At 54.3% G+C, this 21,265-nt stretch carries 25 protein-coding genes, 1 CRISPR repeat array and 1 other annotated feature; of the genes, 4 read left to right on the top strand and 21 right to left on the bottom strand.

Features of this window, described 5'->3' with window-relative positions; genetic code table 11:
- Positions 1 to 72: 72 nt before the first annotated feature.
- Positions 73 to 900: a histidinol-phosphatase HisJ family protein gene (locus E5336_RS11305; RefSeq protein ID WP_168353659.1), complete on the bottom strand. Its 828-nt coding sequence runs from the start codon at positions 898 to 900 to the stop codon at positions 73 to 75.
- 105 nt (positions 901 to 1,005) lie between these two features.
- Here E5336_RS11305 and E5336_RS11310 point away from each other — a divergent pair, with 105 nt between their 5' ends.
- Positions 1,006 to 1,545, top strand: coding sequence for a helix-turn-helix domain-containing protein (locus E5336_RS11310; protein WP_135981207.1), 540 nt, complete (start codon positions 1,006 to 1,008; stop codon positions 1,543 to 1,545).
- A gap of 52 nt (positions 1,546 to 1,597) precedes the next feature.
- Here the strand turns inward: E5336_RS11310 and E5336_RS11315 are convergent, their stop codons facing one another.
- Positions 1,598 to 2,479 carry a hypothetical protein gene (locus E5336_RS11315; RefSeq protein ID WP_135981208.1) on the bottom strand — a complete coding sequence of 294 codons (882 nt, stop codon included), beginning with the start codon at positions 2,477 to 2,479 and terminating at the stop codon, positions 1,598 to 1,600.
- Positions 2,480 to 2,559: 80 nt separating this feature from the next.
- Positions 2,560 to 3,147, bottom strand: a complete 588-nt coding sequence (locus E5336_RS11320) for an HD domain-containing protein (protein ID WP_135981209.1) — start codon at positions 3,145 to 3,147, stop codon at positions 2,560 to 2,562.
- Positions 3,148 to 3,237: 90 nt separating this feature from the next.
- Here E5336_RS11320 and E5336_RS11325 point away from each other — a divergent pair, with 90 nt between their 5' ends.
- From E5336_RS11325 to E5336_RS11335, 3 genes are read left to right on the top strand one after another with little or no spacing between them, the layout of a single operon-like run.
- Positions 3,238 to 4,707, top strand: coding sequence for an amino acid adenylation domain-containing protein (locus E5336_RS11325; RefSeq protein WP_168353660.1), 1,470 nt, complete (start codon positions 3,238 to 3,240; stop codon positions 4,705 to 4,707).
- Positions 4,704 to 5,162 carry a GNAT family N-acetyltransferase gene (locus E5336_RS11330; RefSeq protein WP_277820860.1) on the top strand — a complete coding sequence of 153 codons (459 nt, stop codon included), beginning with the start codon at positions 4,704 to 4,706 and terminating at the stop codon, positions 5,160 to 5,162. The genes E5336_RS11325 and E5336_RS11330 overlap by 4 nt, the downstream gene beginning before the upstream one ends.
- Before the next feature lie 11 nt (positions 5,163 to 5,173).
- Positions 5,174 to 5,860, top strand: a complete 687-nt coding sequence (locus E5336_RS11335) for an alpha/beta hydrolase (RefSeq protein WP_135981211.1) — start codon at positions 5,174 to 5,176, stop codon at positions 5,858 to 5,860.
- Between the two features lie 34 nt (positions 5,861 to 5,894).
- Here the strand turns inward: E5336_RS11335 and E5336_RS11340 are convergent, their stop codons facing one another.
- The 18 genes from E5336_RS11340 to E5336_RS11425 form a co-directional block, all read right to left on the bottom strand.
- Positions 5,895 to 6,812 carry a ribokinase gene (locus E5336_RS11340; RefSeq protein ID WP_135981212.1) on the bottom strand — a complete coding sequence of 306 codons (918 nt, stop codon included), beginning with the start codon at positions 6,810 to 6,812 and terminating at the stop codon, positions 5,895 to 5,897.
- A 14-nt stretch (positions 6,813 to 6,826) separates the two neighbouring features.
- On the bottom strand, positions 6,827 to 7,666 hold the full coding sequence (locus E5336_RS11345) for an HAD family hydrolase (protein ID WP_135981213.1): 840 nt from the start codon (positions 7,664 to 7,666) through the stop codon (positions 6,827 to 6,829).
- 97 nt (positions 7,667 to 7,763) lie between these two features.
- Positions 7,764 to 8,084, bottom strand: coding sequence for a nucleotide pyrophosphohydrolase (locus E5336_RS11350; RefSeq protein ID WP_135981214.1), 321 nt, complete (start codon positions 8,082 to 8,084; stop codon positions 7,764 to 7,766).
- Positions 8,081 to 8,407, bottom strand: coding sequence for a putative quinol monooxygenase (locus E5336_RS11355; RefSeq protein ID WP_135981215.1), 327 nt, complete (start codon positions 8,405 to 8,407; stop codon positions 8,081 to 8,083). Before E5336_RS11355 ends, E5336_RS11350 begins: the two co-directional genes overlap by 4 nt.
- Before the next feature lie 36 nt (positions 8,408 to 8,443).
- On the bottom strand, positions 8,444 to 9,154 hold the full coding sequence (locus E5336_RS11360; RefSeq protein WP_135981216.1) for a DUF2812 domain-containing protein: 711 nt from the start codon (positions 9,152 to 9,154) through the stop codon (positions 8,444 to 8,446).
- Positions 9,141 to 9,467 (bottom strand): PadR family transcriptional regulator, encoded by a 327-nt coding sequence (locus E5336_RS11365; protein ID WP_135981217.1) that lies wholly within the window; start codon positions 9,465 to 9,467, stop codon positions 9,141 to 9,143. Before E5336_RS11365 ends, E5336_RS11360 begins: the two co-directional genes overlap by 14 nt.
- A gap of 105 nt (positions 9,468 to 9,572) precedes the next feature.
- Positions 9,573 to 9,815 (bottom strand): hypothetical protein, encoded by a 243-nt coding sequence (locus E5336_RS11370; protein ID WP_135981218.1) that lies wholly within the window; start codon positions 9,813 to 9,815, stop codon positions 9,573 to 9,575.
- Positions 9,816 to 9,866: 51 nt separating this feature from the next.
- Complete coding sequence (locus E5336_RS11375) at positions 9,867 to 10,754, bottom strand: Cof-type HAD-IIB family hydrolase (protein WP_135981219.1); 888 nt, start codon at positions 10,752 to 10,754, stop codon at positions 9,867 to 9,869.
- Positions 10,751 to 11,587 (bottom strand): alpha/beta hydrolase, encoded by an 837-nt coding sequence (locus tag E5336_RS11380; RefSeq protein ID WP_135981220.1) that lies wholly within the window; start codon positions 11,585 to 11,587, stop codon positions 10,751 to 10,753. The genes E5336_RS11375 and E5336_RS11380 overlap by 4 nt, the downstream gene beginning before the upstream one ends.
- 15 nt (positions 11,588 to 11,602) lie before the next feature.
- A complete protein-coding gene (locus E5336_RS11385; RefSeq protein WP_135981221.1) occupies positions 11,603 to 12,367 on the bottom strand; it encodes an SDR family NAD(P)-dependent oxidoreductase in 765 nt (254 codons plus the stop codon).
- A 118-nt stretch (positions 12,368 to 12,485) separates the two neighbouring features.
- Complete coding sequence (locus tag E5336_RS11390; RefSeq protein ID WP_135981222.1) at positions 12,486 to 12,980, bottom strand: GNAT family N-acetyltransferase; 495 nt, start codon at positions 12,978 to 12,980, stop codon at positions 12,486 to 12,488.
- A gap of 1 nt (position 12,981) precedes the next feature.
- Positions 12,982 to 13,758, bottom strand: a complete 777-nt coding sequence (locus E5336_RS11395; protein ID WP_135981223.1) for a DUF4097 family beta strand repeat-containing protein — start codon at positions 13,756 to 13,758, stop codon at positions 12,982 to 12,984.
- A 1-nt stretch (position 13,759) separates the two neighbouring features.
- Positions 13,760 to 14,374, bottom strand: coding sequence for a DUF1700 domain-containing protein (locus E5336_RS11400; protein ID WP_135981224.1), 615 nt, complete (start codon positions 14,372 to 14,374; stop codon positions 13,760 to 13,762).
- Positions 14,371 to 14,685 carry a PadR family transcriptional regulator gene (locus E5336_RS11405; protein WP_135981225.1) on the bottom strand — a complete coding sequence of 105 codons (315 nt, stop codon included), beginning with the start codon at positions 14,683 to 14,685 and terminating at the stop codon, positions 14,371 to 14,373. The genes E5336_RS11400 and E5336_RS11405 overlap by 4 nt, the downstream gene beginning before the upstream one ends.
- 71 nt (positions 14,686 to 14,756) lie before the next feature.
- A complete protein-coding gene (gene leuB, locus E5336_RS11410; RefSeq protein WP_135981226.1) occupies positions 14,757 to 15,833 on the bottom strand; it encodes a 3-isopropylmalate dehydrogenase in 1,077 nt (358 codons plus the stop codon).
- Positions 15,830 to 16,324: a 3-isopropylmalate dehydratase small subunit gene (gene leuD / locus E5336_RS11415; protein WP_135981227.1), complete on the bottom strand. Its 495-nt coding sequence runs from the start codon at positions 16,322 to 16,324 to the stop codon at positions 15,830 to 15,832. Before leuD ends, leuB begins: the two co-directional genes overlap by 4 nt.
- Before the next feature lie 5 nt (positions 16,325 to 16,329).
- Positions 16,330 to 17,589: a 3-isopropylmalate dehydratase large subunit gene (gene leuC, locus E5336_RS11420; RefSeq protein ID WP_135981228.1), complete on the bottom strand. Its 1,260-nt coding sequence runs from the start codon at positions 17,587 to 17,589 to the stop codon at positions 16,330 to 16,332.
- Positions 17,590 to 17,593: 4 nt separating this feature from the next.
- Positions 17,594 to 19,261 carry a 2-isopropylmalate synthase gene (locus E5336_RS11425; RefSeq protein WP_135981229.1) on the bottom strand — a complete coding sequence of 556 codons (1,668 nt, stop codon included), beginning with the start codon at positions 19,259 to 19,261 and terminating at the stop codon, positions 17,594 to 17,596.
- A 70-nt stretch (positions 19,262 to 19,331) separates the two neighbouring features.
- Positions 19,332 to 19,562: a binding site (T-box leader), on the bottom strand.
- A gap of 196 nt (positions 19,563 to 19,758) precedes the next feature.
- Positions 19,759 to 21,206: direct repeats of the CRISPR family, unit length 33 nt; unit sequence ATTTCAATCCACTCATCCCAAACGGGATGAGAC.
- Positions 21,207 to 21,265: the final 59 nt, after the last annotated feature.

A 21,265-nucleotide genomic window follows, 5' to 3' on the forward strand; every position in this document is an offset into this window, starting at 1 on the left:
CTGGAAATTAATCTCCAGATGGTTAAGCCATTTCTTAACTAAATGACATTGCATCCAAGGTCTTTTTTTACTTTAGCTTTCGATATCCTCGATTGCGAAGGGCCGGAACCCTTCATCCGTAAGAATCATGATCGACCGGAATCCAGCCGCCTTCGCCAGCGCCAGACACTGGTCGAATCCCAAATCGAGATTCGCCCGGTTGTGGCAGTCGCTGCTTATGCAAATCATTCCGCCATGATCGTGAATGTGCTTCAACAGCGTCAAATGCGGATACGGCAGACGACGATAGCCTCTGGCGATCGCGCCCGTGTTCATTTCAAAAATCTTTCCGTTGGCGATGCCGACGTCGATCGCGTCAAACGCCATCGCCAAATACGCTGGATCCTCAAACCGGAAATAGCGGCCGTCCTCGTTGTATTTGGCAATCAAATCCACATGGCCGATGATGTCGACTTCCTCGCGCCGCGCCACTTCTTTGACGCCTTCGTAGTAATCGTGGGCCATTTTCAAGATATCGCCCTCGTACCAGTCCGTCAAAACCTGCTCGAAGCGGGCCTGGGAGTAGTCGACTGGCGCCACGTCGTTGTCTTTGACGACAAAATGGACGCTGCCAATGATGTATTCGTAGTCGTCGTGGCTGAACCGCTTGCCAATCGAGTCCTCCTCGATGCCTAAGTAAATGCGAATGCGTCCGTCGTAAAGCGCGTTGGCGTGGTAAATGTCGCGCATGTATTGTTCCTCGCGCGCCTCGTCCATCGACATCACGTCGTATGGATGGTTGTATCCGTGTCCGGAAAATCCAATCGAGTCAAAGCCGCGGTCGATGGCTTCCAGAACCATTTCCTCCACAGTATCCTTGCCGTCACAATAAACAGTGTGGGTATGCAGATTTTGTTTCATACTATCCTTTTCTCCTTTAGTCGCTCTCATTTTCTCACCGAACAAAAGAAAAGTAAATGATCGCAAAGTGAAAATTCAATTCCGTATTTTGTGTATAATAAAGGCATGAACCTTGCCGAAAAAGTAAAAAAAAGACGAATCGAGCTCGGGCTCTCCCAGGACGAGCTCGCCAAGAAAATGGGCTACACTTCGCGTTCCTCCATTAACAAAATCGAAAAAGGGCGTCCCGTCAGCCAGAAAATCGTGCGTAGCCTCGCCGAAGCGCTCGACATGTCGTTCGCCGACTTGATGGGCATTGAGGCGCAAGCGCAACCTGTTCGCGCCAACGACGTCCCGCTGCTGGGCACGACCCAGCGCGTCGACACCGCCATTGTCGCAGACTTTTGTTTGTACGCCACCGACGACGCCATGCGCTGGGCCCATATCGAAAAAAACGACCTCGTGTTTTTCGTGACGCGTCCCCGGTATCCGTCCGGCTCCATCGTCGCCATTCGCCATCATGGCGACATTCTCATACGCCGGTACCATCGCTATGGCGACTTGCTCGTCTTCCGGGTCCAAACCGACTACGAGCAGGAACTTGCCGTCCACGCCGACGACGTCGAGTTTTTAGGTCTTGCCATCGCCCTCCAGCGAAAGCTATAAACCAGTACAACGCCCGGAACCAAACCGTCCCGGGCGTTGCTCTTTCTTTCCTTTATTGCGTCAAAACCGTGTACACATACACGCAGTTGCCAACAAGCCGCACATCGCGGGTGCCGGCGTCGATCCAAATCGAGTCGCCCTTTTGCGCGTGCACGATCGAATCCTCGTGCGTGATGACCGCGCTTCCTTCCAAAACAACGATGGAGCCAAACGAGTCCGCGTCCTGATGAATCGTCACCTCGCCATCGCAAACGGTGCGAAACATCGCGAAAACGTCCGTGTCGGCCAGCAGCGTCGTATTCGCCTGTCCGTCCCCGACGATTTGCCGGTCCGCCTCCTTTTGAAGAGCAGCCCCTTGCAGCCGAACCGCGTCAAGCACTTGCGCGAAAGAAAAGGAACGAAGCGGCGCGTCTTGCTGAACGGCCAAATACTGCACATCCGCGCCAATCGCGTAGACGGTTCCCGGCTCGATCACGAGCGCGTCGCCCGCCTGCACGGGAACCGGCCGGATCAAAGAGCCCAGCGTACCTTGCTCGACGTGCGAAACAAGCTCGTCGCGCGTCATGGCCGCGTCGAAGCCGCAATACACGCACCCGTCCTTCTTCGCGCTCAAAATATACAACGCCTGGATCTTTTCCGGATCCGGATCCACCTGGATCATCGACGGTTTTTGATTGTCGACCAGCACGATTGAAATCGGAAAATACGGATACGCTTTCGCGAGCGTGCCCGCCTTGTCCGGATTTTCCTCGATATAGCGCTTAAGCGTTTGCCCCGCCCAACATCCTGTCACGACAACGGACGGATTCTCGCTGTTGACGCGAAGCTCCCACTGCTGGGCAATCGGGCCTTCTTGCGTCACGCCGAACGCGCGTAGCGCCTGGCCGCCCCATTCATAGCATTTGGCATACGGTGCCAGTTTGATTACACTCATATCCTACCTCCGGATGAGCCGTTTCTCATCCCCATCATTATAAAAGAACAAGACAGCTCCGGCCTGCCGGATGCTTTTTTTTACGATTCCTCGGTCCGGTCGAGAAAATACGTCGCCTCCATATCCGCCGTGCTCAATGCGAACGACAGCGGATAATGCTCGAAGCTGTATCCGACATTGCGCGCCGGATCCTCGTTCGAAAAGCCCATATGGTAGCGGATGGCGAACGCCTCCTCTCGTGTCAAATGAAAATAGCTTTGCAGGATGTAAACCGACTTTTCGCCATGCCCGAACGGGATCTTGTCATCGAACTCGTAATACGGCACCTGCACCCACTGACCGTTCACCTTTTTGTTGCGGGTCGACTCCTTGTACACGTTGATTTTGCAGATGTCGTGCAGCAGCGCGACAATCGCGATCGTTTCTTGCGAATACTCCATTTTGTATTCGTCGTGGCAGCGCGGCCGCGCCAAATAGTCTTTCAGGCACTCGTAGACGTGCAGGGAATGTTCGACCAGCCCGCCTTTGTAGTTGCCATGAAAGCGCGTCGAAGCCGGCGCGTCGAAAAAGTCCGAATGCTTCGAGCACAAATACTCCAAAAACTTGTCCGCGCCCGGACGCTGAATGTTTTCCTTGTAAATTTGAATAAATTTTTCCTTGTTGTTCATGGACTTATTTTACCACGCCCGAATGCCGAAAAACAGGGCGCCGTTGCGCTTCGCTCGCCTTTCAAAAACAAACCGCGCTATACTTTTCATATGAAATCTTCTAAATACAACCTTGTCGACTGGTTTCAAAACGTCGTCGCCACGTTTCCAAACCATGCGGCGCTCCAGGACGACCACCATTTCTTATCCTATCGCGAGCTGGACGCCTTGAGCGACCAAATCGCCGTCCGGCTTCAAGACTGCCGCCACGTCGCCATCCTCATGGAGCATAGCTTCGAAATGATCGCGGCCATGCTTGGCGTTTTAAAGGCGGGCGCGGCCTACGTGCCCATCGAACCCGGCTTTCCGAGCCGGCGCATCGAAATCATGCTGGCCGAGGCGGGCGTCGACCAAATCGTCACCGACGCGTCCCATGCCGACGACCTCGCCGGGCTTTCTTCGGTTGCCCCTATCGACGTCTTGCTCGCCCGCCTACCCAAGCCGTTTACGCCACGTCCGATCGCGAGCGAAACGCCCGCCTACATTTTGTACACGTCCGGAACGACCGGTCGTCCCAAAGGGGTGTGCGTCACGCATGGCAACGTCTGCCATTACGTTCGCGCGTTCCAACACGAGTTTTATCCCGACCCGCGCACCCGCATGCTGCAATCCAGCGTGTGCACATTCGATATTTTCGTCGAGGAAGTGTTTACCACACTGCTGTCGGGCGGCACGCTCGTCATGCCCGAGGGCGACACACGCCGCGACTTTCACGCGCTGATGGATTTTTGCGCGCGGCATCGCTGCACAAGCATGAGCGTGTTTCCGGTTATGGTGGAACGCATGAACGAGGAAGGCGTCGTTCCTTGCGGGCTGAAGCTTCTCATTTCCGGCGGCGACGTTTTGCGCGCCAGCCAAATCGACCGCATCCGGGACAAAGTCGTTGTCTACGACACGTACGGTCCTTCCGAGACAACCGTTTGCTGCTCATACTACAACGCCAGCCAGGGCGAGGCGCTGGCGGATGGCACGTTTCCAATCGGCCATCCGGTGCTGGACACGACGATTCGCATTTTGGATAAAGCCGGCAACGAAGTACCGGAAGGATGTGTGGGTGAGATTTGCATCGAAGGGGGCGGCGTGAGCCTTGGCTACATTGGCGACCACGCCAAGGAAAACGAGGCGTTTGTCACGCGGGCCGATGGAAGCCGCCTGTACCGCAGCGGGGATCTGGGCTACGTGCTGCCCGACCACAACCTCGCGTTTTTGCACCGAAAGGATCGTCAAATCATGATCGAGGGCAAACGAGTCGAACCCGACGAGGTGGAAAGCGTCCTCCATCAATACCCGGACGTGAAGCAAGCCGCCGTGGTCGTGTGGCGCGACCAGATGGATCGCTCCCACATGAAAGCGTTTATCGTGTTTCGAAACGGACAAAGCGGACTTGCGGGGCTGAAACCGTTTCTGGCCCGCTACCTGACGCCGTTCATGATTCCGGAACAATTCGAGATTCGCGACCGGCTGCCGATGACAGCCAACGGCAAAGTGGACTACAAGGCACTGGAAAGGAGTCTGGCATGATGGAAATCCGGCTGGTTGACGTCAGCGAGCTGGGCACGCTCATGACCTGGCGCATGATCGTGTTGCGCGAAGTGTTCGATGTACCCGCGAACGACCCGATGACGGCTTTGAAAGCCCAAAACGAGGCCTACTACGCGCGCCATTTGGCCGATGGCTCCCATATCGCCTGTTTCGCGGTGGACGAGGGCGAAATCGTTGGCTGCGGCGGGGTATGCCTGTATGACGAAATGCCAAGTCCCGACAACCCGAACGGCCGCTGCGCGTATTTGATGAACATCTACGTCCTCCCGTCGCGACGCAAAAAAGGAACCGGCCGCCAAATCGTGTCGTGGCTTGTCGAACAAGCGAAAAAAAGAGATGTCCAAAAAATTTATCTCGAAGCGTCCAAGCCCGCGATTCCATTGTATGAAAGCATGGGATTCGAGCCGATGGTCGACTTTTTCCACCTTCCTTGAAAGGAGTCTTTATGAAAACTATTCCCACAACAATCGACGGGCGGCAAGTCGTCTTGTACGACTGCGAACAGCCCGCATCTCCTCTTATCGTCCTGATCGCGTCGTCGCAAATCGCGCCCGCCGTTTTGAAAGTGTGCGCCCGTCTGGATCCGATCGCCTTTCACTTGCTCGTGTTCGACGATTTGCACTGGGACGAAGATCTTTCGCCGTGGCCCCACGAGCCGGTCGTGCAGCGCGACGACCATTTTACCGGCGACGCGCCTCGTTTTTTGCAAATTGTCCAAAACGCGGTTTCCTGGGCGAAGCGCACCTTGCAGGCAGACACGCCGGTCATCGTGGCCGGGTATTCCATGGGCGGCTTGTTCGCTTTGTACGCGGCGTACATGTCGAGGATGTGCGAAGGCGTCGTCTGCGCGTCCGGGTCGGTATGGTATCCCGGCTTTTACGAGTTCGCCACAACCCACAGCATGAAAGGCCAGCCGAAGGCGATTTATTTGTCGCTGGGCGACAAGGAATCGCGTACGAGCAATCCATATTTGCGCCAAACCGGCACGATCATGGAAAAGCTCGCCCGATTTTATAAGGCGCTCCATATCCCGTGCGTGCTAGAATGGAATCCGGGCAACCACTTTGTGGATGCGGACTTGCGGCTTGCCAAAGGCATCGTGTGGACGTTGCAGCAGCTTTCGATACGGTAAAAGAAAAAGCAGACCTGCGAGTGTGTCTGCTTTTTTACAGCGCGACCGGCGAAATTTTTTCGTTTTCCCCGATCATATGTTTGACGTCTTCAAGATCCGGAATCGACGAGGCGGCGCCTGATCGCGTCACCGCCAGCGCCGACGCGGCTGAAGCGTATTGGAGCGCGTCCTCGATCGAACGGCCCTGGTCAAGCATGGCGCAATAATAGCCGGTGTATGTGTCTCCGGCGCCGGTCGTGTCCTTGGCCTCGACTCGATAGGCGGGCATGAACAACGTCCGTTTTCCGTCCATGTACAAGGATCCTTTCGACGACAGCGTCAAAACGATGGACGAGCCGGGGTACCGGTTTTGCCATTGCGCGCACAACGTTTGCGGATCGCCGGTGGTTTTCAGCAGCTGCTCGATTTCCACCTCGTTGGCTACAAGACACGACACAAAGGAAAGATCGTCCGGGATATCTTTGGTCACAGGCGCGGGATTGAACACCACGAAACAGTCTTTTTCTTGCAGGCAGGCCGCCAAATCTTTCAAATTGGAAATCTCGTTTTGGATCAGGACGATGTCGTCTTTGTCCACAAAACGCAATATTCGCTCAAAATCGGCTTTCTTAAAATCGTGGTTGGTTCCCGGCACGAGCAGGATGCAGTTTTCCGCGTCCGGATCTCTTTGGATGATGGCGCGCCCGCTCAATCCCCCGCTTTGGATGTCCACAAACGACGTGTCGACGCCCGCCGCCTTCAACGTGTCCGTCAATAGCTGCCCATCGCTTCCGGCTTTTCCCGCCATCCGTGTTTTCGCGCCCGCCCTGGCGCAGGCGCACGCCTGGTTGAGTCCTTTCCCGCCGGGCAGCACCTCGCTGTGGACTGGCATCAGCGTCTCCTTTGGGCGCACAAAATGGTCCACGTCAAAAAACATGTCGATATTCATCGAACCAATCACATACACTGCCATTTCAAGCCTTCTTTCTAAAACAAGTTCAAGTATTCAAACGCGTTGTACAACCCGTTTTCGTTCACGTCGTCCGTGATGTAGTCGGCTGCCTCCTTGATTTCCACACCACCGTTGCCCATCGCGACGTTGTAGGCGCAAAGCTCGAACATCGACAAGTCGATTTTGGCGTCGCCAAACGAAATGGTGTCTTTCTGGTCCGCGTTCAAATGATCGAGCAGCACTTCGATCGCCTTCTTTTTCGTGATGCCGGCCGGTCCAAGATCGCCAAAGAGCGCCAGTTCTCCTTTGCCGCCCCACGTGTTCGCGATCAAATCCGGGAACTCCGTCTTCGAATCGAGATGGTCCTGATAGTCGGACAAAATAAAGCTAATCTTGTTCACGTCGTCGCGATACAAATCCTCGCCCTCGGCGTAAATGAAGCTGTTCACAAAATTAGCCGCCGCTTCCTTGGCGGTCATTTCGTCGGCGCCCTTGCCCGTTCCATACCGGAACATGACCGCCGGCCCCTGCTCTTTCATGTAGTGGTTGGCGTACATGCCCGAGTTGGCTTCCAAGTAAAAACCAAGCTGACGCTCGTTGCACCAGTCCACGATGCGCTTGACGTCCTCTCTTGACAAGCCTTGATGCATGACGACTTCGCCGGCGTCCTCCACATACGCCCCGTTGCCACCAATCATGCCGTCGAGTTCCGGCAGCTCGCGCTGTTCGATTTCCGCCTTCGAGCAGCCGGTGCAAATGTACACCTTGTGTCCGTTGGCCCGCGCCTTGTCCACGGCTTCCTTCGCGGATGCCGGGCAATGCGCCGAGTAGTCGATTAGCGTGCCATCCACATCCAAAAAAACGATTTTGCTCATATTCTCCTCCTTTTTCCTTGACTTTCACCCTCATTGTAACAAAATCGCTTCTTCCTGAAAACGCTTAGAAAAAAGATGGAACGCTGTTTCGCTCCATCTACAATTCCGTATACTTTTTCGCGTTTCCCCGCGCCTTCTCAACCGGATACTTGCGCTCGTTTTGCGTCATTTTCGCGTTGACGATCTCATCCTCGTCCCAGCCAAAGGCATCCAGCATGTTTTGACAGTACACCATCACATCCGCAAGCTCCTCTTTCACATGCGCCTCGTTGAAATCTGTGTCGCTCCATTGGAAGCACTCGAGCAGCTCGGCCGCCTCGATCACGATCGACTTGGCCAGATTGGCGGGCGAATGGTATTGTTCCCAGTCCCGTTCCTCGCTAAAACGGCGGATACGCGCTTTCGTCGTGTCCTTCATGACCGGATAAAGCGCTCGTCCTTCGCTTCGTTTTCGATGGGCGTAAAGCGCTCGACGCGCATGTGCAAGTCGTATTTTTCGCGCAGCGCGGTTAGCTTTTCCATCATCCACGACGCGTGGTGGGCGTCGATGGCAGCCTGATCGCGCCACTGGTCGATCAGCATGACGGTTTCCGGATCGTCGGCGCTGAAAAAATACTCGTAGCGCTCGTTGCCGTCCTCGTTTCGAATCGCGTCCACGACACCGGATTCAACCATTTCCTTCACAAACGCCCTGGCGCTTCCGTTTTGGCCTGTGTAGTACAAATTCACCGTAATTTTCATCCTCGTACTCCTCTTTCTTTTTGTTTATTATACCATCTACTCGGAAGCGGAAAATTTATTTTTTGTTCGAAGCAGCACGAACAGCGCGCCCAGCTCGATTCCGAAACCGGCGCCCGACAGCAGCTCGTTGAATGGATACGGGAAAATGTCCAGAACGCCGACCGATGTGATGAGCATGCCGAGCACGATCACAAGCAGGCAGCGGTCTTTTTTTGTTTTGCGCCACGTCCCGCCTTGCGAAGCGGCTTTCAGCTGCTCCACCCGCTCGTTCATCGCGATCGCGCCCCGCAGCAAAGTGAAGAACATCAAAAACAGCACAACCGCCGCCGCCAGAAAGATCCAGTCCCGATCCATCCAGTACGCGTACAACTGCATATACATGACAAGAAGCTCCAGGATGGCGACGGCCTTGAACATGTTGCGGATCTTGCGGTACTGGCCGATCTTCGATTCGTAATCGGTATACAGTTCGAGCGGTCCGTACGACGCCTTGCGGCGCACCAGAAACCAAAAGCCCGAGCAGCAAAGAAACTCGATGTCCATTTCCTTGAGCAGCTCCCGATACCCGGAGGAGAGCGTCAGCACGTTGTCGTTCAAGTCGGTATCGAAGACGTATTCGCCCGGCACGCACGGTTCAAACGTGTAGAGGCCGTACTTGAAGCGCTTGAGCGCCCACCCGTTTTGACACATGGCGTTCAGCCATTCGATTTCCTTGTCCTTGTCGAACATCAGTTTAAACTTTCTCATACGATTCCCTCACTTTCTTCGCGTCTTCCAGCATTTTTTTCAATCGCTTTTGCTCTTCGTCAAATACGCGGCGTCCTTCGTCCGTCAAAATGTATTCCTTCTTCCGGCGCGCGTCCTCCTCATCCTTGTATACGCGGATCCATCCTTTTTTCGACAGGTTTTTGATCGCTCCATACAAGGTGCCTGCACCAAGTGTCACGCGGCCCGCCGTTAGTTCCTCCACCTCTTTGGCGATGCCATATCCATGCAGCGGCCGGTGCAGGACGAGCAGGATATAGTAAATCGTTTCCGTCAATGGCAAATCCGGATTCATTGGCTTTCCTCCTTCTATCGCGGCTCAATATATCGCCTAACGTTATATCTGACTCCATTATATCGCATAGCGATATAATGCGCAACAAAAAAAGACAGCAACTCACTATTTTGCTGTCTTCGAGCCGATGATTGCTTCTCGAACGTCCAATCCAACCGGGCGCCTTTGCGCCCATTTTGACGATCCTTGTCGTTTGACTTTTGCGCCAAACGGTGTCCGCCAGTTCGGGTTGCCTCTTGTGCTCTGAACGAATTTCGAGACGCCACGCATCACCATTGTTTTGCTTCCGCTATAAGATTGGATCGTTCCTAAGGATTCGCGGGCCAGATCGGTCGAAAGCGAAAACATACCTGAATCATTCCAGGGAAAGCGGGTCCGAGATATCCGACGATATCTTCCTTATGCCTCCATCATAGCAGGATTGGTCGGCTTTTCAACGATTTTGCTTCCACCGGCTTTCAGCACCCGGGCTTCCAAATAGCGGGCGATTCCATCCTCGTCGTTGCTTGCCGTCACAAAATCGGCCGCGGCTTTCAGCGAAGGCACCGCGTTGCCCATGGCCACGCCGGTTCCCGCCCACGCCAGCATGGAGGCGTCGTTTTGGGCGTCGCCAAACGCGATCGCCTCCTTTGGGGCAAACCCCGCCTTGTCCAGCGACTGCCGCAGCGCTTCGGCTTTGTCGATGCCTTGGGCGGTAAACTCGTAGTAAAAATCGGCGGTGAACATACTGTTAAGCACCCCGTCAAACGGTTTGGCCATTTCTTGGGCGTGCGCGCGCAAATACGAAGGCGTGCCCGCGACCAGGATCTTGTGGGTCGGAAAATCGACAAACGCGACGAGATCCTTTATTTCGCATAACCGGTACCGGTTGCTTCGCGCCTCGTATTCGACGACGTTGAACGGTTTTCCATCCCGCTCAATCGTTTTGAACACATCGTTGGTAAACATGTATTCGCCATGGTCGACGAGCACGACGACGTCGAACTTTTTCATATGCTCGAGCACGGCTTGGCTCTCTTCCACGCGCATCGCCCGCTCAAAAAGCACTTCGCCGGTTTTGGCGTCGAGCACCATGCCGCCATTGAAGGCGACAAGCAGTCCGCCATATTCATCCATTTTCAAATCTTTTGCCAGGCCCGCCAGCCCGTTGACCGGCCTACCCGACGCGAGAACGAGCCGGCAGCCTTGCGCCTGGGCTTTCAGCAGCGCGTCCTTCGTGCGTGGCGTCAGCTCCTTTTTCGAATTGAGCAGCGTCCCGTCGATATCGAGCAGGATCGCCTTGCTCATTGTTCTTTCTCCTGCACGTTGCCGCTCGACACCGCTTCCTCCGGCGCGTCCAGCGGCAGCCAGGACAACACGTCGAGGATCCAGCGGTCCCAGAAATCCCAGTCATGGCCGCCCGGGCCTTCCCTCCACGTCACGTCGTAGCCGAGTGCTTCCAGCTCGTCCCGGAACGCGCGGTTACACGTCATGAGCGCGTCCTCGGTTCCGCACGTCAAATACATTTTCGGCAGCGGCTTGCCGCTTTTCGCCAGCGTTTTGGCCAGCGTACGAAAATCCTTGTCGGAGCCAGGCAGCTTGTCAAGGTCGCCAAACACGCTTTCCAAATACGAACGGCGCGCGATTGGCATCGGCGCGTCTTCCGTGGCGTGCACGAAGTCCTCGATTTGGAGCGCGGCGCTCAGGCCGGCGATGTGCGAAAACAAGTCGCTGTACTTCAACCCGTTGGTCACCGCCCCGTAGCCGCCCATGCTCAATCCCGCGATAAACGTGTCCTCCCGCTTGTGTGAAAGATGGAACATGTTTCTGGATACAAGGACGAGCTCCTTGATGTACTGCGAAAATTTGTCGGTTGATTTTTCATGGTCGACGTAAAACTTGTTTTCACCCGACGGCATGATGACCGCCAGGTTGCGGTCCTGCGCCCAGCGCTGGATGCGCGTGCCGTTAATCCAGTCGGTGCAGTCGCCAAAGACTCCGTGCAGCAAGTACAGCGTCTTGAACGGTTTCTCCTGCCGGATCCGGCCGTCAAAATACATCTTGTCGCACGGAATGATCGCCCGGAACGTCGTCTGGCGCAGCAGCGCCTGCGAGAAAAAATTCACTTCCACAAATGCCATATTCCCAACTCCTTTCTAAAGCGAACTGCCAAAATCGCTTGTCAGCACGTTGCCGGTCAGAGCCTTGGATTCGTCGCTTGCCAAAAACAAGACGAGATTGGCCACGTCTTCCGGCTGGCACGGCCGCACCTTCAAATCCGCGTGCTTGGCCATCTGGGAAAACATATCCATGTTCATATTGTCCGGCCGCATACCCGCCACCATCGGCGTTACGATCGTTCCCGGGCATACGGCGTTGCAGCGGATGTTGGTTCCCGCGTAACGAAGCGCCGTGTGTTTGGTAATGCCTAAAACCGCCGCCTTGGACGCGACGTACGCCGCGCCGCCGCAGCCAAGAAGGCCGGCAATCGAGTCGACGTTCACGATGCTGATGGGACGCTCCCCGTTTTCGTTGCGAAGCACGGCGCGCATCAAATCCATCGTGCCGATTGTATTCGTTTGCAGCAGCCGGGCGAGATCCTCGTCCTCGAATTTGTCGATTGGCTTCAAACCCTCTTCCAGCACGCCCGCGTTGTTGACAAGAATGTCGACCGATCCAAACGATTCGTTGACGACATCGACTAAACGCTCGCAGTCTTCCAGCTTGGAAATATCGGTTGTGACCGTCAGGACGTTCCCGCCATTCGCCTCGATGGCTTGCGCCACCTCCTTTAATTTGTCGGCCCGGCGGGCGGTGATAACGACGTTGGCGCCTTCTTGCGCGAAAAGTTTGGCCGTCGCCGCGCCAACCCCGGAATTTCCTCCGGTAATGATCGCGACTTTGTTTTGTAATCTGTTCATCGTTTTTCCTCCTGTTGTTTTCATTAATTGTATGATACTTCAATTTTTTGTGCATTGCACGAAAAAACGAAAGCGTTTTCGAAAGAAAACAGACAGAAAATCGTCTGTCTGCCTCTTCTTATTTGTTAACCGGCCGCAATGGCAGCCGCATTTGAAACCATTCAACATCGCCATGAGTGGACGCCGACAGGCCTTCGTTACGGTAGCCAAACTGCTCGTAAAAGGAAACGAGCCGCTTTTTACACGTCAGCACGATGGATGTTTTGCGGTCGCGTTTTGCCTGTTCGATCAAGGAACGCATCAGCGTTTTGGCCACACCTTGATGCTGCCACCCCGGCAGGGTGTCCAAGCCGAAAATCATCACATGGTTTCCATCCGGATCATGAAGACCGGCGTCCTCGTACATCGCGTCGCGCAAGTCGGGTTCGTTGGTGCACATTCCATTCACGAAGCCGACGATCTGTCCTTCCATTTGCTGGACGAGAAAGTAAGGACCAAACTGTTCGACGCGCCGGGCGATTTGTTCCGGTGTCGCGGCTTCCGCCACCGGAAAGCACGCGGCTTCGATGGCGGCTAAGGCGCACACATCGGTTGGATTGGCAATCCGGATCATGCTAGCCTCCAAACGACACGTCCACATTGCCCATGTTGACGTCGATTTGCACAAGCGCCGGCCCGTGATGAGGATGGTGTTCATCGCCGTCCATGTCGACTTCGCCCATGTCGCAATCCGCCTCGATCGTGTAGTTTTCCGGTTTGTCGAGCAGAGCGAGATCCACGTCGCCCATGCCGCAGTCCACAGTCATCGTCTTTTTCACGATGCCGTCGAAATCAAGCGAGCCCATATCCAAATCGAGCGTCGCTTCGTCGAACTGGCTGTTTTTCACTTCCACGTTGCCCATGTTGGCGTCGACAACACAATGCGCCAGCGTCAGGTTTTCCAGCTGAACGGAGCCGAGGTTGTTTTTAACATCGACCGTCCGCACCGTTTTTGGCAAGGTGATCCGGATTCGCGGGTCGAGATCATGGAACACGACATCCTTTTTTGATGTCAGGGTGTTCGTGTACGTCGTTCCCTTGGTCGTGGCGCTCCACTCCAGCGTGCCGCCTTTTTCGTCCAGACCCGGCAAATTCCACGTTTCAATGGAGAACCGGTCGCCGCGTACGATTTCCACTTCGCCAATGTTCGCGTCGAGCTTGTATGTCGTAAAGTCGCCTTCGATGTCGTACGTATGGTGTTCGCCATGGTTTTCATTTCCCAGTTTGCCGTCGCTTCGAATCGTCGTGTACGCGAACAGTTCCGGCCCGCGGCTGCGGTAGGCGATGGCGCACAACAGCAGTCCGCTCAACACGCAGACGATGCCGGCAATGCATAGTTTTTTATGTTTCATCTCATTCACCTCGATTTCTCAATTTGCGATACAGGCGGGCGATGCCGCGCGACAAAGCCGGAAAACCGACTTTGACGATCCAGCCGATAGCCAGAAACACGAGAATGACCGCGCCGACACTTGTCAAAATGATTCCCAGCAGGAAGATGGAAACCATGAAGTCGGTTCCTAGCGTCATCACGAACTGATAGACGCACAGGAAAAACGCGAGGATGAGCGCCAGAAGCACCATGCCCAGCGAAAACAACAGCGCGAGCACCGTGACGATGGCGGCGAATACGAGTGCTAGCGCGGCGATCGCGAGCGGAAGCGCGATGGGGAGGGCGAAGATGCCCAGCACGATGACGCCAATCGTCTTCCATGCCGAATGGGCTGACTGCGGCTGCGGCTGTCTTGCGGCGTTGGGAATGCGAGGCGGCACGTTGGCGGCCAGATCCGCGCGGATGATGGCGGCGTATTTTTCCGGCGCCCCCAGCTCGGCGATGACGTCCTGCTCATGCTCGGGACCGGCTTCCTCGAAATATTCGTTTAAGTACACGAGCGCGTCCGAGACGTCCTTGACGTCCAGTCCATTGAGCTGGTACTGCACGATTTGGATATATTGTTGTTTTGTCATACATGGCTCCTTTCCAAAATGTCCTCCACTTTCCGAATGTACGCTTTCCAGTCGCGTTCGTACGCTTTCAGCCGGTCCCGTCCTTGCGGGGTAATCGTGTAATACCGGCGATTGCGGCCATCAAACGGTTTGTCGTACGTGGACAGGCACTGTTCCTTGGTTAGACGACGCAAAACCGGATAGAGCGTCGACTCGGAAACATTCAACGTTTCTTTCACTTCGTGCGTCAGCTTGTAGCCGTACGTGTCTTCCTTGGATACAAGAGCGAGGACGCACAAGTCGAGAATGGTTCCTCCATATTGAAATCCCATAATATTATCTCCTTTAACTATATTATATTTCATATAATATTATTTGCAAGAAAAAAGTATAGAGAATTTCCCTATACTTCGATGTTCGCGCGAATCGCCGCGCCCATTTCCTTCGTTCCAACCGGAATCATGCCCTCGCTCATCATGTCGGCTGTGCGCAGGCCCTGATCCAGCACCGCGCCAACGGCTTTCTCAATGTCGTCCGCTTCCCTGGCCATGTCAAACGAATAGCGAAGCATCATCGCGGCGGACAAAATGCACGCGATCGGATTGACGATGTTTTTTCCGGCAATATCGGGCGCCGAGCCATGGATCGGCTCGTACAAGCCGTTGGTCGTCTTTCCAAGCGAGGAGCTTGGAATCATGCCAATGCTGCCGGTAATTTCGCTCGCTTCGTCGCTCAGGATGTCGCCAAACAGGTTTTCCGTCACGATGACGTCGAACTGGGCCGGATTTTTGCAGATTTGCATCGCGCAGTTGTCGACAAACATCGTCGAGTATTCGACATCGGGATAGTCTTCCTTCAACCGGTCGAACACCTTCACCCACAGACGCGACGTTTCGAGCACGTTGTGTTTGTCGACCATGCACAGTTTTTTCCGGCGTTTGCGCGCGGTTTCGAATCCGATGCGGCCGATGCGCTCGATTTCATGTTCCGAGTACGGCATCGTGTCGATGGCGCAAAGCTCCCCGTTTTGCTCAAACTGCTTGTGTTCGCCAAAATACGCGCCGCCAATAAGCTCGCGCACGATCAGAAAGTCGATACCCTGATCGACGATTTCCTTTTTTAACGGCGAGGCGTCGGCGAGCTGAGGCCAGATTTTGGCCGGCCGGTTGTTGGCATACAAGCCCATGCCGGCCCGTAAGGCAAGCAGCCCTTTTTCCGGTCGCTTCTCGCCGGGAAGGCCTTCCCATTTCGGACCGCCGATGGCGCCAAGCAGCACGGAATCCTGCGCGCGGCATAAGTCGAGCTGGCTTTGCGGCAATGGCTCGCCCATGACGTCGATGGCTTCCCCGCCCATCAGGATCTTTGTGTATTCGAATTCGTGTCCGTACTTGTTCGCGATCGTATCGAGAACCGCGATTGCCTCCCGGACGATTTCGGGCGAGGAGCCATCGCCCCAGATCACACCAATTTTCTTTTTCATGCGTTTTCCTCCCGCAACGACATCATGAGGCCGCCCGCGTCGATAATGCGTTGAATAAATGGCGGAAACGGTTCGGCCTGCCACGTTTTGTTTTGGGTCAAATCGGTAATCAAGCCGGTCTTGAAATCGACGTGCACTTCGTCGCCGGGCGCGATCGCGTCGGCCGCCTCCTCGCATTCAAGAATCGGCAGGCCGATGTTGATGGCGTTGCGGTAAAAGATGCGGGCGAAGCTTTTGGCGATGACGCAGCCCACCCCGGCTGTCTTGATGGCGAGGGGCGCGTGCTCTCTGGATGAGCCGCAGCCAAAGTTCCATCCGGCGACGATCACGTCGTTGGAGCGCACCTGCTTGACAAAATCCGGGTCGATGTCCTCCATGCAGTGAAGCGCGAGTTCTTTGGCGTCCGGCGTGTTTAAATAGCGGGCCGGAATGATGACGTCGGTGTCGACGTTGTCTTTGAATTGAAATGCTTTTCCTTGTACGTTTTCCATAATTCTCATTCCTCTCTTGGATCGGTAATGTACCCGGTGAGCGCGCTGGCCGCAGCCGTGTACGGGCTGGCCAAGTACACTTCGGAGCTTGTGTGGCCCATGCGGCCGACAAAGTTGCGGTTCGTCGTGGAGATGCAGCGTTCGTTTTCGGCCAAAATGCCCATGTAGCCACCAAGGCACGGCCCGCATGTCGGCGTCGACACGACGCAGCCGGCGTCGATGAACGCTTCGGTGTACCCGCGCCGGATGCATTCTTTGTAAATTTGCATCGTAGCCGGAATGATGATGACGCGCACGCCATCGGCGACTTGTTTTCCGTTCAAAATCTGGTACGCGGCTTCCATATCTTCGAGGCGGCCGTTCGTGCAGCTGCCAATGACGACCTGGTCGATGGCGATCGCGCTGCCTTCCTTTGCGGTATGGGTATTTTCCGGCAAGTGCGGATAGGCGACGGTTGGCTCGAGCGTGGACAAGTCGATTTCGATTGTTCGCGCATATTCGGCGTCCGGATCGGCTTCGTACACGGTCCACGGCCGTTTCGAGCGGCCGGTCAAATACGCGATGGTCACGTCGTCGACGGGGAAAATACCGTTTTTGGCGCCGGCTTCGATCGCCATGTTGCAGATGGAAAGACGGTCGTCCATGGAGAGCGACGCGACGCCTTCGCCGGTAAATTCGAGCGATTCATACAACGCGCCGTCGACGCCGATTTCACCAATCAAATGCAGGATCACGTCTTTGCCGTTCACATATTTTGGCAGCTTGCCGGTGAGCACGACGCGGATCGCGGCGGGCACTTTGAACCACGCCTCGCCGGTCGCCATGCCGTAGGCCATGTCGGTGGAGCCGACGCCGGTGGAAAACGCGCCAAGCGCTCCGTACGTGCATGTGTGGGAGTCGGCGCCGATGATACAGTCGCCGGCGGTCACGAGGCCCTGCTCGGGGAGAAGGGCGTGTTCGATGCCCATTTTTCCGACATCGAAGAAATTTTTGATGTCGAAGCGGTTGGCGAACTGGCGGCAGGCGGCGGACTGCTGGGCGGCTTTGATGTCTTTGTTTGGAACAAAGTGGTCGAGTACGATGTTGATTTTCTCGTTGTCGTACACTTTGTCGAATCCGGCTTTGTCAAATTCGCGGATGGCGACGGGTGTCGTGATGTCGTTGCCAAGCACGCTGTCGAGCTTGACTTCGATGAGCTGGCCGGCTTTGACTTCGTCCAGTCCGGCGTGCGCGGCCAGTATTTTTTGGGTCATTGTCATTGGCATAATCCTATTCCTCCTCTTTCAAACCGTTGTTGATGGCGCTCACGAGCGCCTTGATGCTGGCGCGGATGATGTCGGTGTCGGTTCCGGCGCCCCATGTGTAGTGGCCGTCTTCCCAGGCGATGCCGACGTAGCCGGCGGCGCGGGAGTGCGAGCCTTGATCGAGCGAGTGCTCGTTGTAGCTTTGAAGCGTAAAGGAAACGCCAAGTCCTTCTTTCAGGGCGTTGCACACGGCGTCCAGACGTCCGTTTCCGACGGCGACGAGTTCGATTTTGCGGCCGCCGATGAGCGCGGTCACGGTCGCTTCGGTCATGCGTCCTTGTTTGAAGTGCGCTTCACGGACATATACCGGATGGTCTTTGTTGACGTACGTCTTTTCAAAGATTTCGAGCACTTCCTCGGGACTGAGTTCCTTGTGGGCGTGGTCGCTGACGCTTTTGACGGTATAGCCGAAATGTTCACGCATTTTTGGCGGCAGCGTGTAGCCGTAAGACGTTTCGAGGATGTAACCGATGCCGCCTTTTCCGGATTGGGAATTAATGCGGATGACATCGCTGTCGTACGTTCTGGACACGTCGTGCGGATCGAGCGGGATGTATGGCACGCTCCATTCGAGCAGCTCTTTGTCTTCCCGCCATTTCATGCCTTTGGCGATGGCGTCCTGATGGGAGCCGGAGAAGGCGGCGAACACGAGCTGGCCGGCGTAGGGCTGTCTTGGCGAGACGTGCATCCGGGTCAGGCGCTCGTAGCGTTCGACAATGGATGGCATGTTCGAGAAGTCGAGTTTTGGATCGACGCCGTGGGTGTACATGTTCATCGCCAGCGTGATCGCGTCGACGTTGCCGGTGCGCTCTCCGTTGCCAAACAGGCAGCATTCGACGCGCTGGGCGCCGGCGAGCAGGGCGAGCTCGGTGTCGGCGACGCCGGTTCCCCGGTCGTTATGCGGATGCGTGGAGAGGATGACGGCGTCCCGGTATTTTAAGCGGTCCGAGCAGTATTCGATTTGGTTGGCGTAGACGTGTGGCAGCGACATTTCGACGGTGACGGGCAGATTGATGATCATCGGCCGGTCCGGGGTTGGCTGCATGACGTCGAGTACGGCGTTGCACACTTCCAGTGCGTAGTCGGTTTCGGTGCCGGTGAAGCTTTCGGGCGAGTATTCGAACAGGAAATTGCCTTCGTATTCCTGCGACAATTTTTTAACGAGTCTGGCGCCTTCGATGGCGATTTGCTTGATTTCCTCTTTTGATTTTTTAAACACCTGCTCGCGCTGGGCCAGCGAGGTGGAATTGTAAAAGTGGATCACCGCGCGGGGCGCGCCTTTGACGGCTTCGAACGTTTTGCGAATGATGTGGTCGCGGCACTGGGTGAGCACCTGGATCGTCACGTCGTCGGGGATGAGGTCGTGGTCGATCAATGTGCGTAAAAATTCATATTCGGTTTCGGAAGCGGCGGGGAACCCGACTTCGATTTCCTTGAAGCCGATTTCCAGCAGCATTTGATAAAATTCGAGTTTTTCTTCCAGATCCATTGGAACGACGAGGGCCTGGTTGCCGTCGCGCAAATCGACGGAACACCACATCGGGGCGTGTTCAATGTGGTCCTTTTTCACCCAGCGATATTCATTTTCCTGTGGCGGAAAATAACCTGGCTTGTACTTGTTTGCATCCATCATTTCGTTTTTCCTCCTAATCTTTCCCTTAAAGACCGGGATATAAAAAAAGCCCGTCTTCAAGGTTTTCACCTTGAGAGACGAGTTGATTTACTACCCGCGGTACCACTCTCTTTGCCATATCCATGACCTCTTTACAGTCCAACAACTGCTTCCCTTTTAACGGCGGGGCTCCGTATGAAACTACTGGTTTCGCTTCATCCGCTCCAAGGTGAGTGGAATCGACTTGGGTTTTCTGTCTTTCACCAAAACAACAGCTCTCTATGAAACCGGCCTCGACTCTTTTCCTTTTCTTCGCGTTTGTGTGGATGTACTTTTCCTATTTCTTTCAATCCAACAAGTATATTTATCATAGAAAAGGAATGTAACAAAGTCAAGAGGTTTTCTGAAAATTTATAAATATGTTTCATTCTCCTTTTTAAATGGTTCCATTTCTGACTCACTTAAGTTCCAAACGGGATGAGACTCAAGCCGGCCAAAAAGGATGTCGCCTGCTCCATATTTCAATCCACTCATCCCAAACGGGATGAGACCGATCGGTCTTTCCGAAAGTGGGTGTCCGACGTATTTCAATCCACTCATCCCAAACGGAATGAGACATTAAACGATTGAACATGTTAGAAAACCGGAGCTATTTCAATCCACTCATCTCAAACGGGATGAGACGATTCAGCCACCCAATGCTGGTCGACTTTGCGCGATTTCAATCCACTCATCCCAAACGGGATGAGACCGGACCGAAAAAAGTCGTGACGTTTTGTAAGCTATTTCAATCCACTCATCCCAAACGGGATGAGACCTGTAATATTTTTTAATACGACTTTTGAATCAGATTTCAATCCACTCATCCCAAACGGGATGAGACTCAATCCGCCGGCTTTTAAAGACCAACTTTTTATATTTCAATCCACTCATCCCAAACGGGATGAGACTTTTGAGGAAAAGCATTACCGTTCGAAAATCGACGGATTTCAATCCACTCATCCCAAACGGGATGAGACCCGGAGGAAATCAAAGAGCGAAAAGCGGCGGCCATATTTCAATCCACTCATCCCAAACGGGATGAGACTCCAGGATTGCGTAAAGAATATATACATAATTATATTTCAATCCACTCATCCCAAACGGGATGAGACTGTTATAATCATCTACAATCCCGTTTTCTTCAATATTTCAATCCACTCATCCCAAACGGGATGAGACTAAGACAAAAAACATATATCGAACACATTACCCATATTTCAATCCACTCATCCCAAACGGGATGAGACTCAACGCTGGCGATGAAAACTCGGCGAAGGATATATTTCAATCCACTCATCCCAAACGGGATGAGACGTACATGGACATGCCAGGCACTTGGCTGGTGACGGATTTCAATCCACTCATCCCAAACGGGATGAGACGTCTGTTTAGGTACCGAGTAAATGACGTTATCCTATTTCAATCCACTCATCCCAAACGGGATGAGACAACGTGTTGTCTTGGTTGTCTGATTCCGTGTATCTATTTCAATCCACTCATCCCAAACGGGATGAGACGCGTACGCGGACTATATCGCGGAAAAGTACGGCATTTCAATCCACTCATCCCAAACGGGATGAGACGTTTTGAATGGCCTGAGTCGATGCCTTTTATCGACAATTTCAATCCACTCATCCCAAACGGGATGAGACTGTATGTGTGTATTAAATTAAAAGAATTTAACTCATATTTCAATCCACTCATCCCAAACGGGATGAGACCGACTCTTCCCCACGTGGATAAACACATCCAATATTTCAATCCACTCATCCCAAACGGGATGAGACCATGAACAAAATAGCGATTGGTGCCGTTCAAAAAGATTTCAATCCACTCATCCCAAACGGGATGAGACTGCTAACGCTTGGACTTCTTCATCGTAAATATGGAAATTTCAATCCACTCATCCCAAACGGGATGAGACCTGTTGAAGTTAGAATATAAATAGGATAATCCGAATAGAGAGTCTAACTTACCAAACCT

It is taken from the genome of Dubosiella muris (assembly GCF_004793885.1).
GTDB classification, from domain to species: Bacteria; Bacillota_I; Bacilli_A; order Erysipelotrichales; family Erysipelotrichaceae; genus Dubosiella; species Dubosiella muris.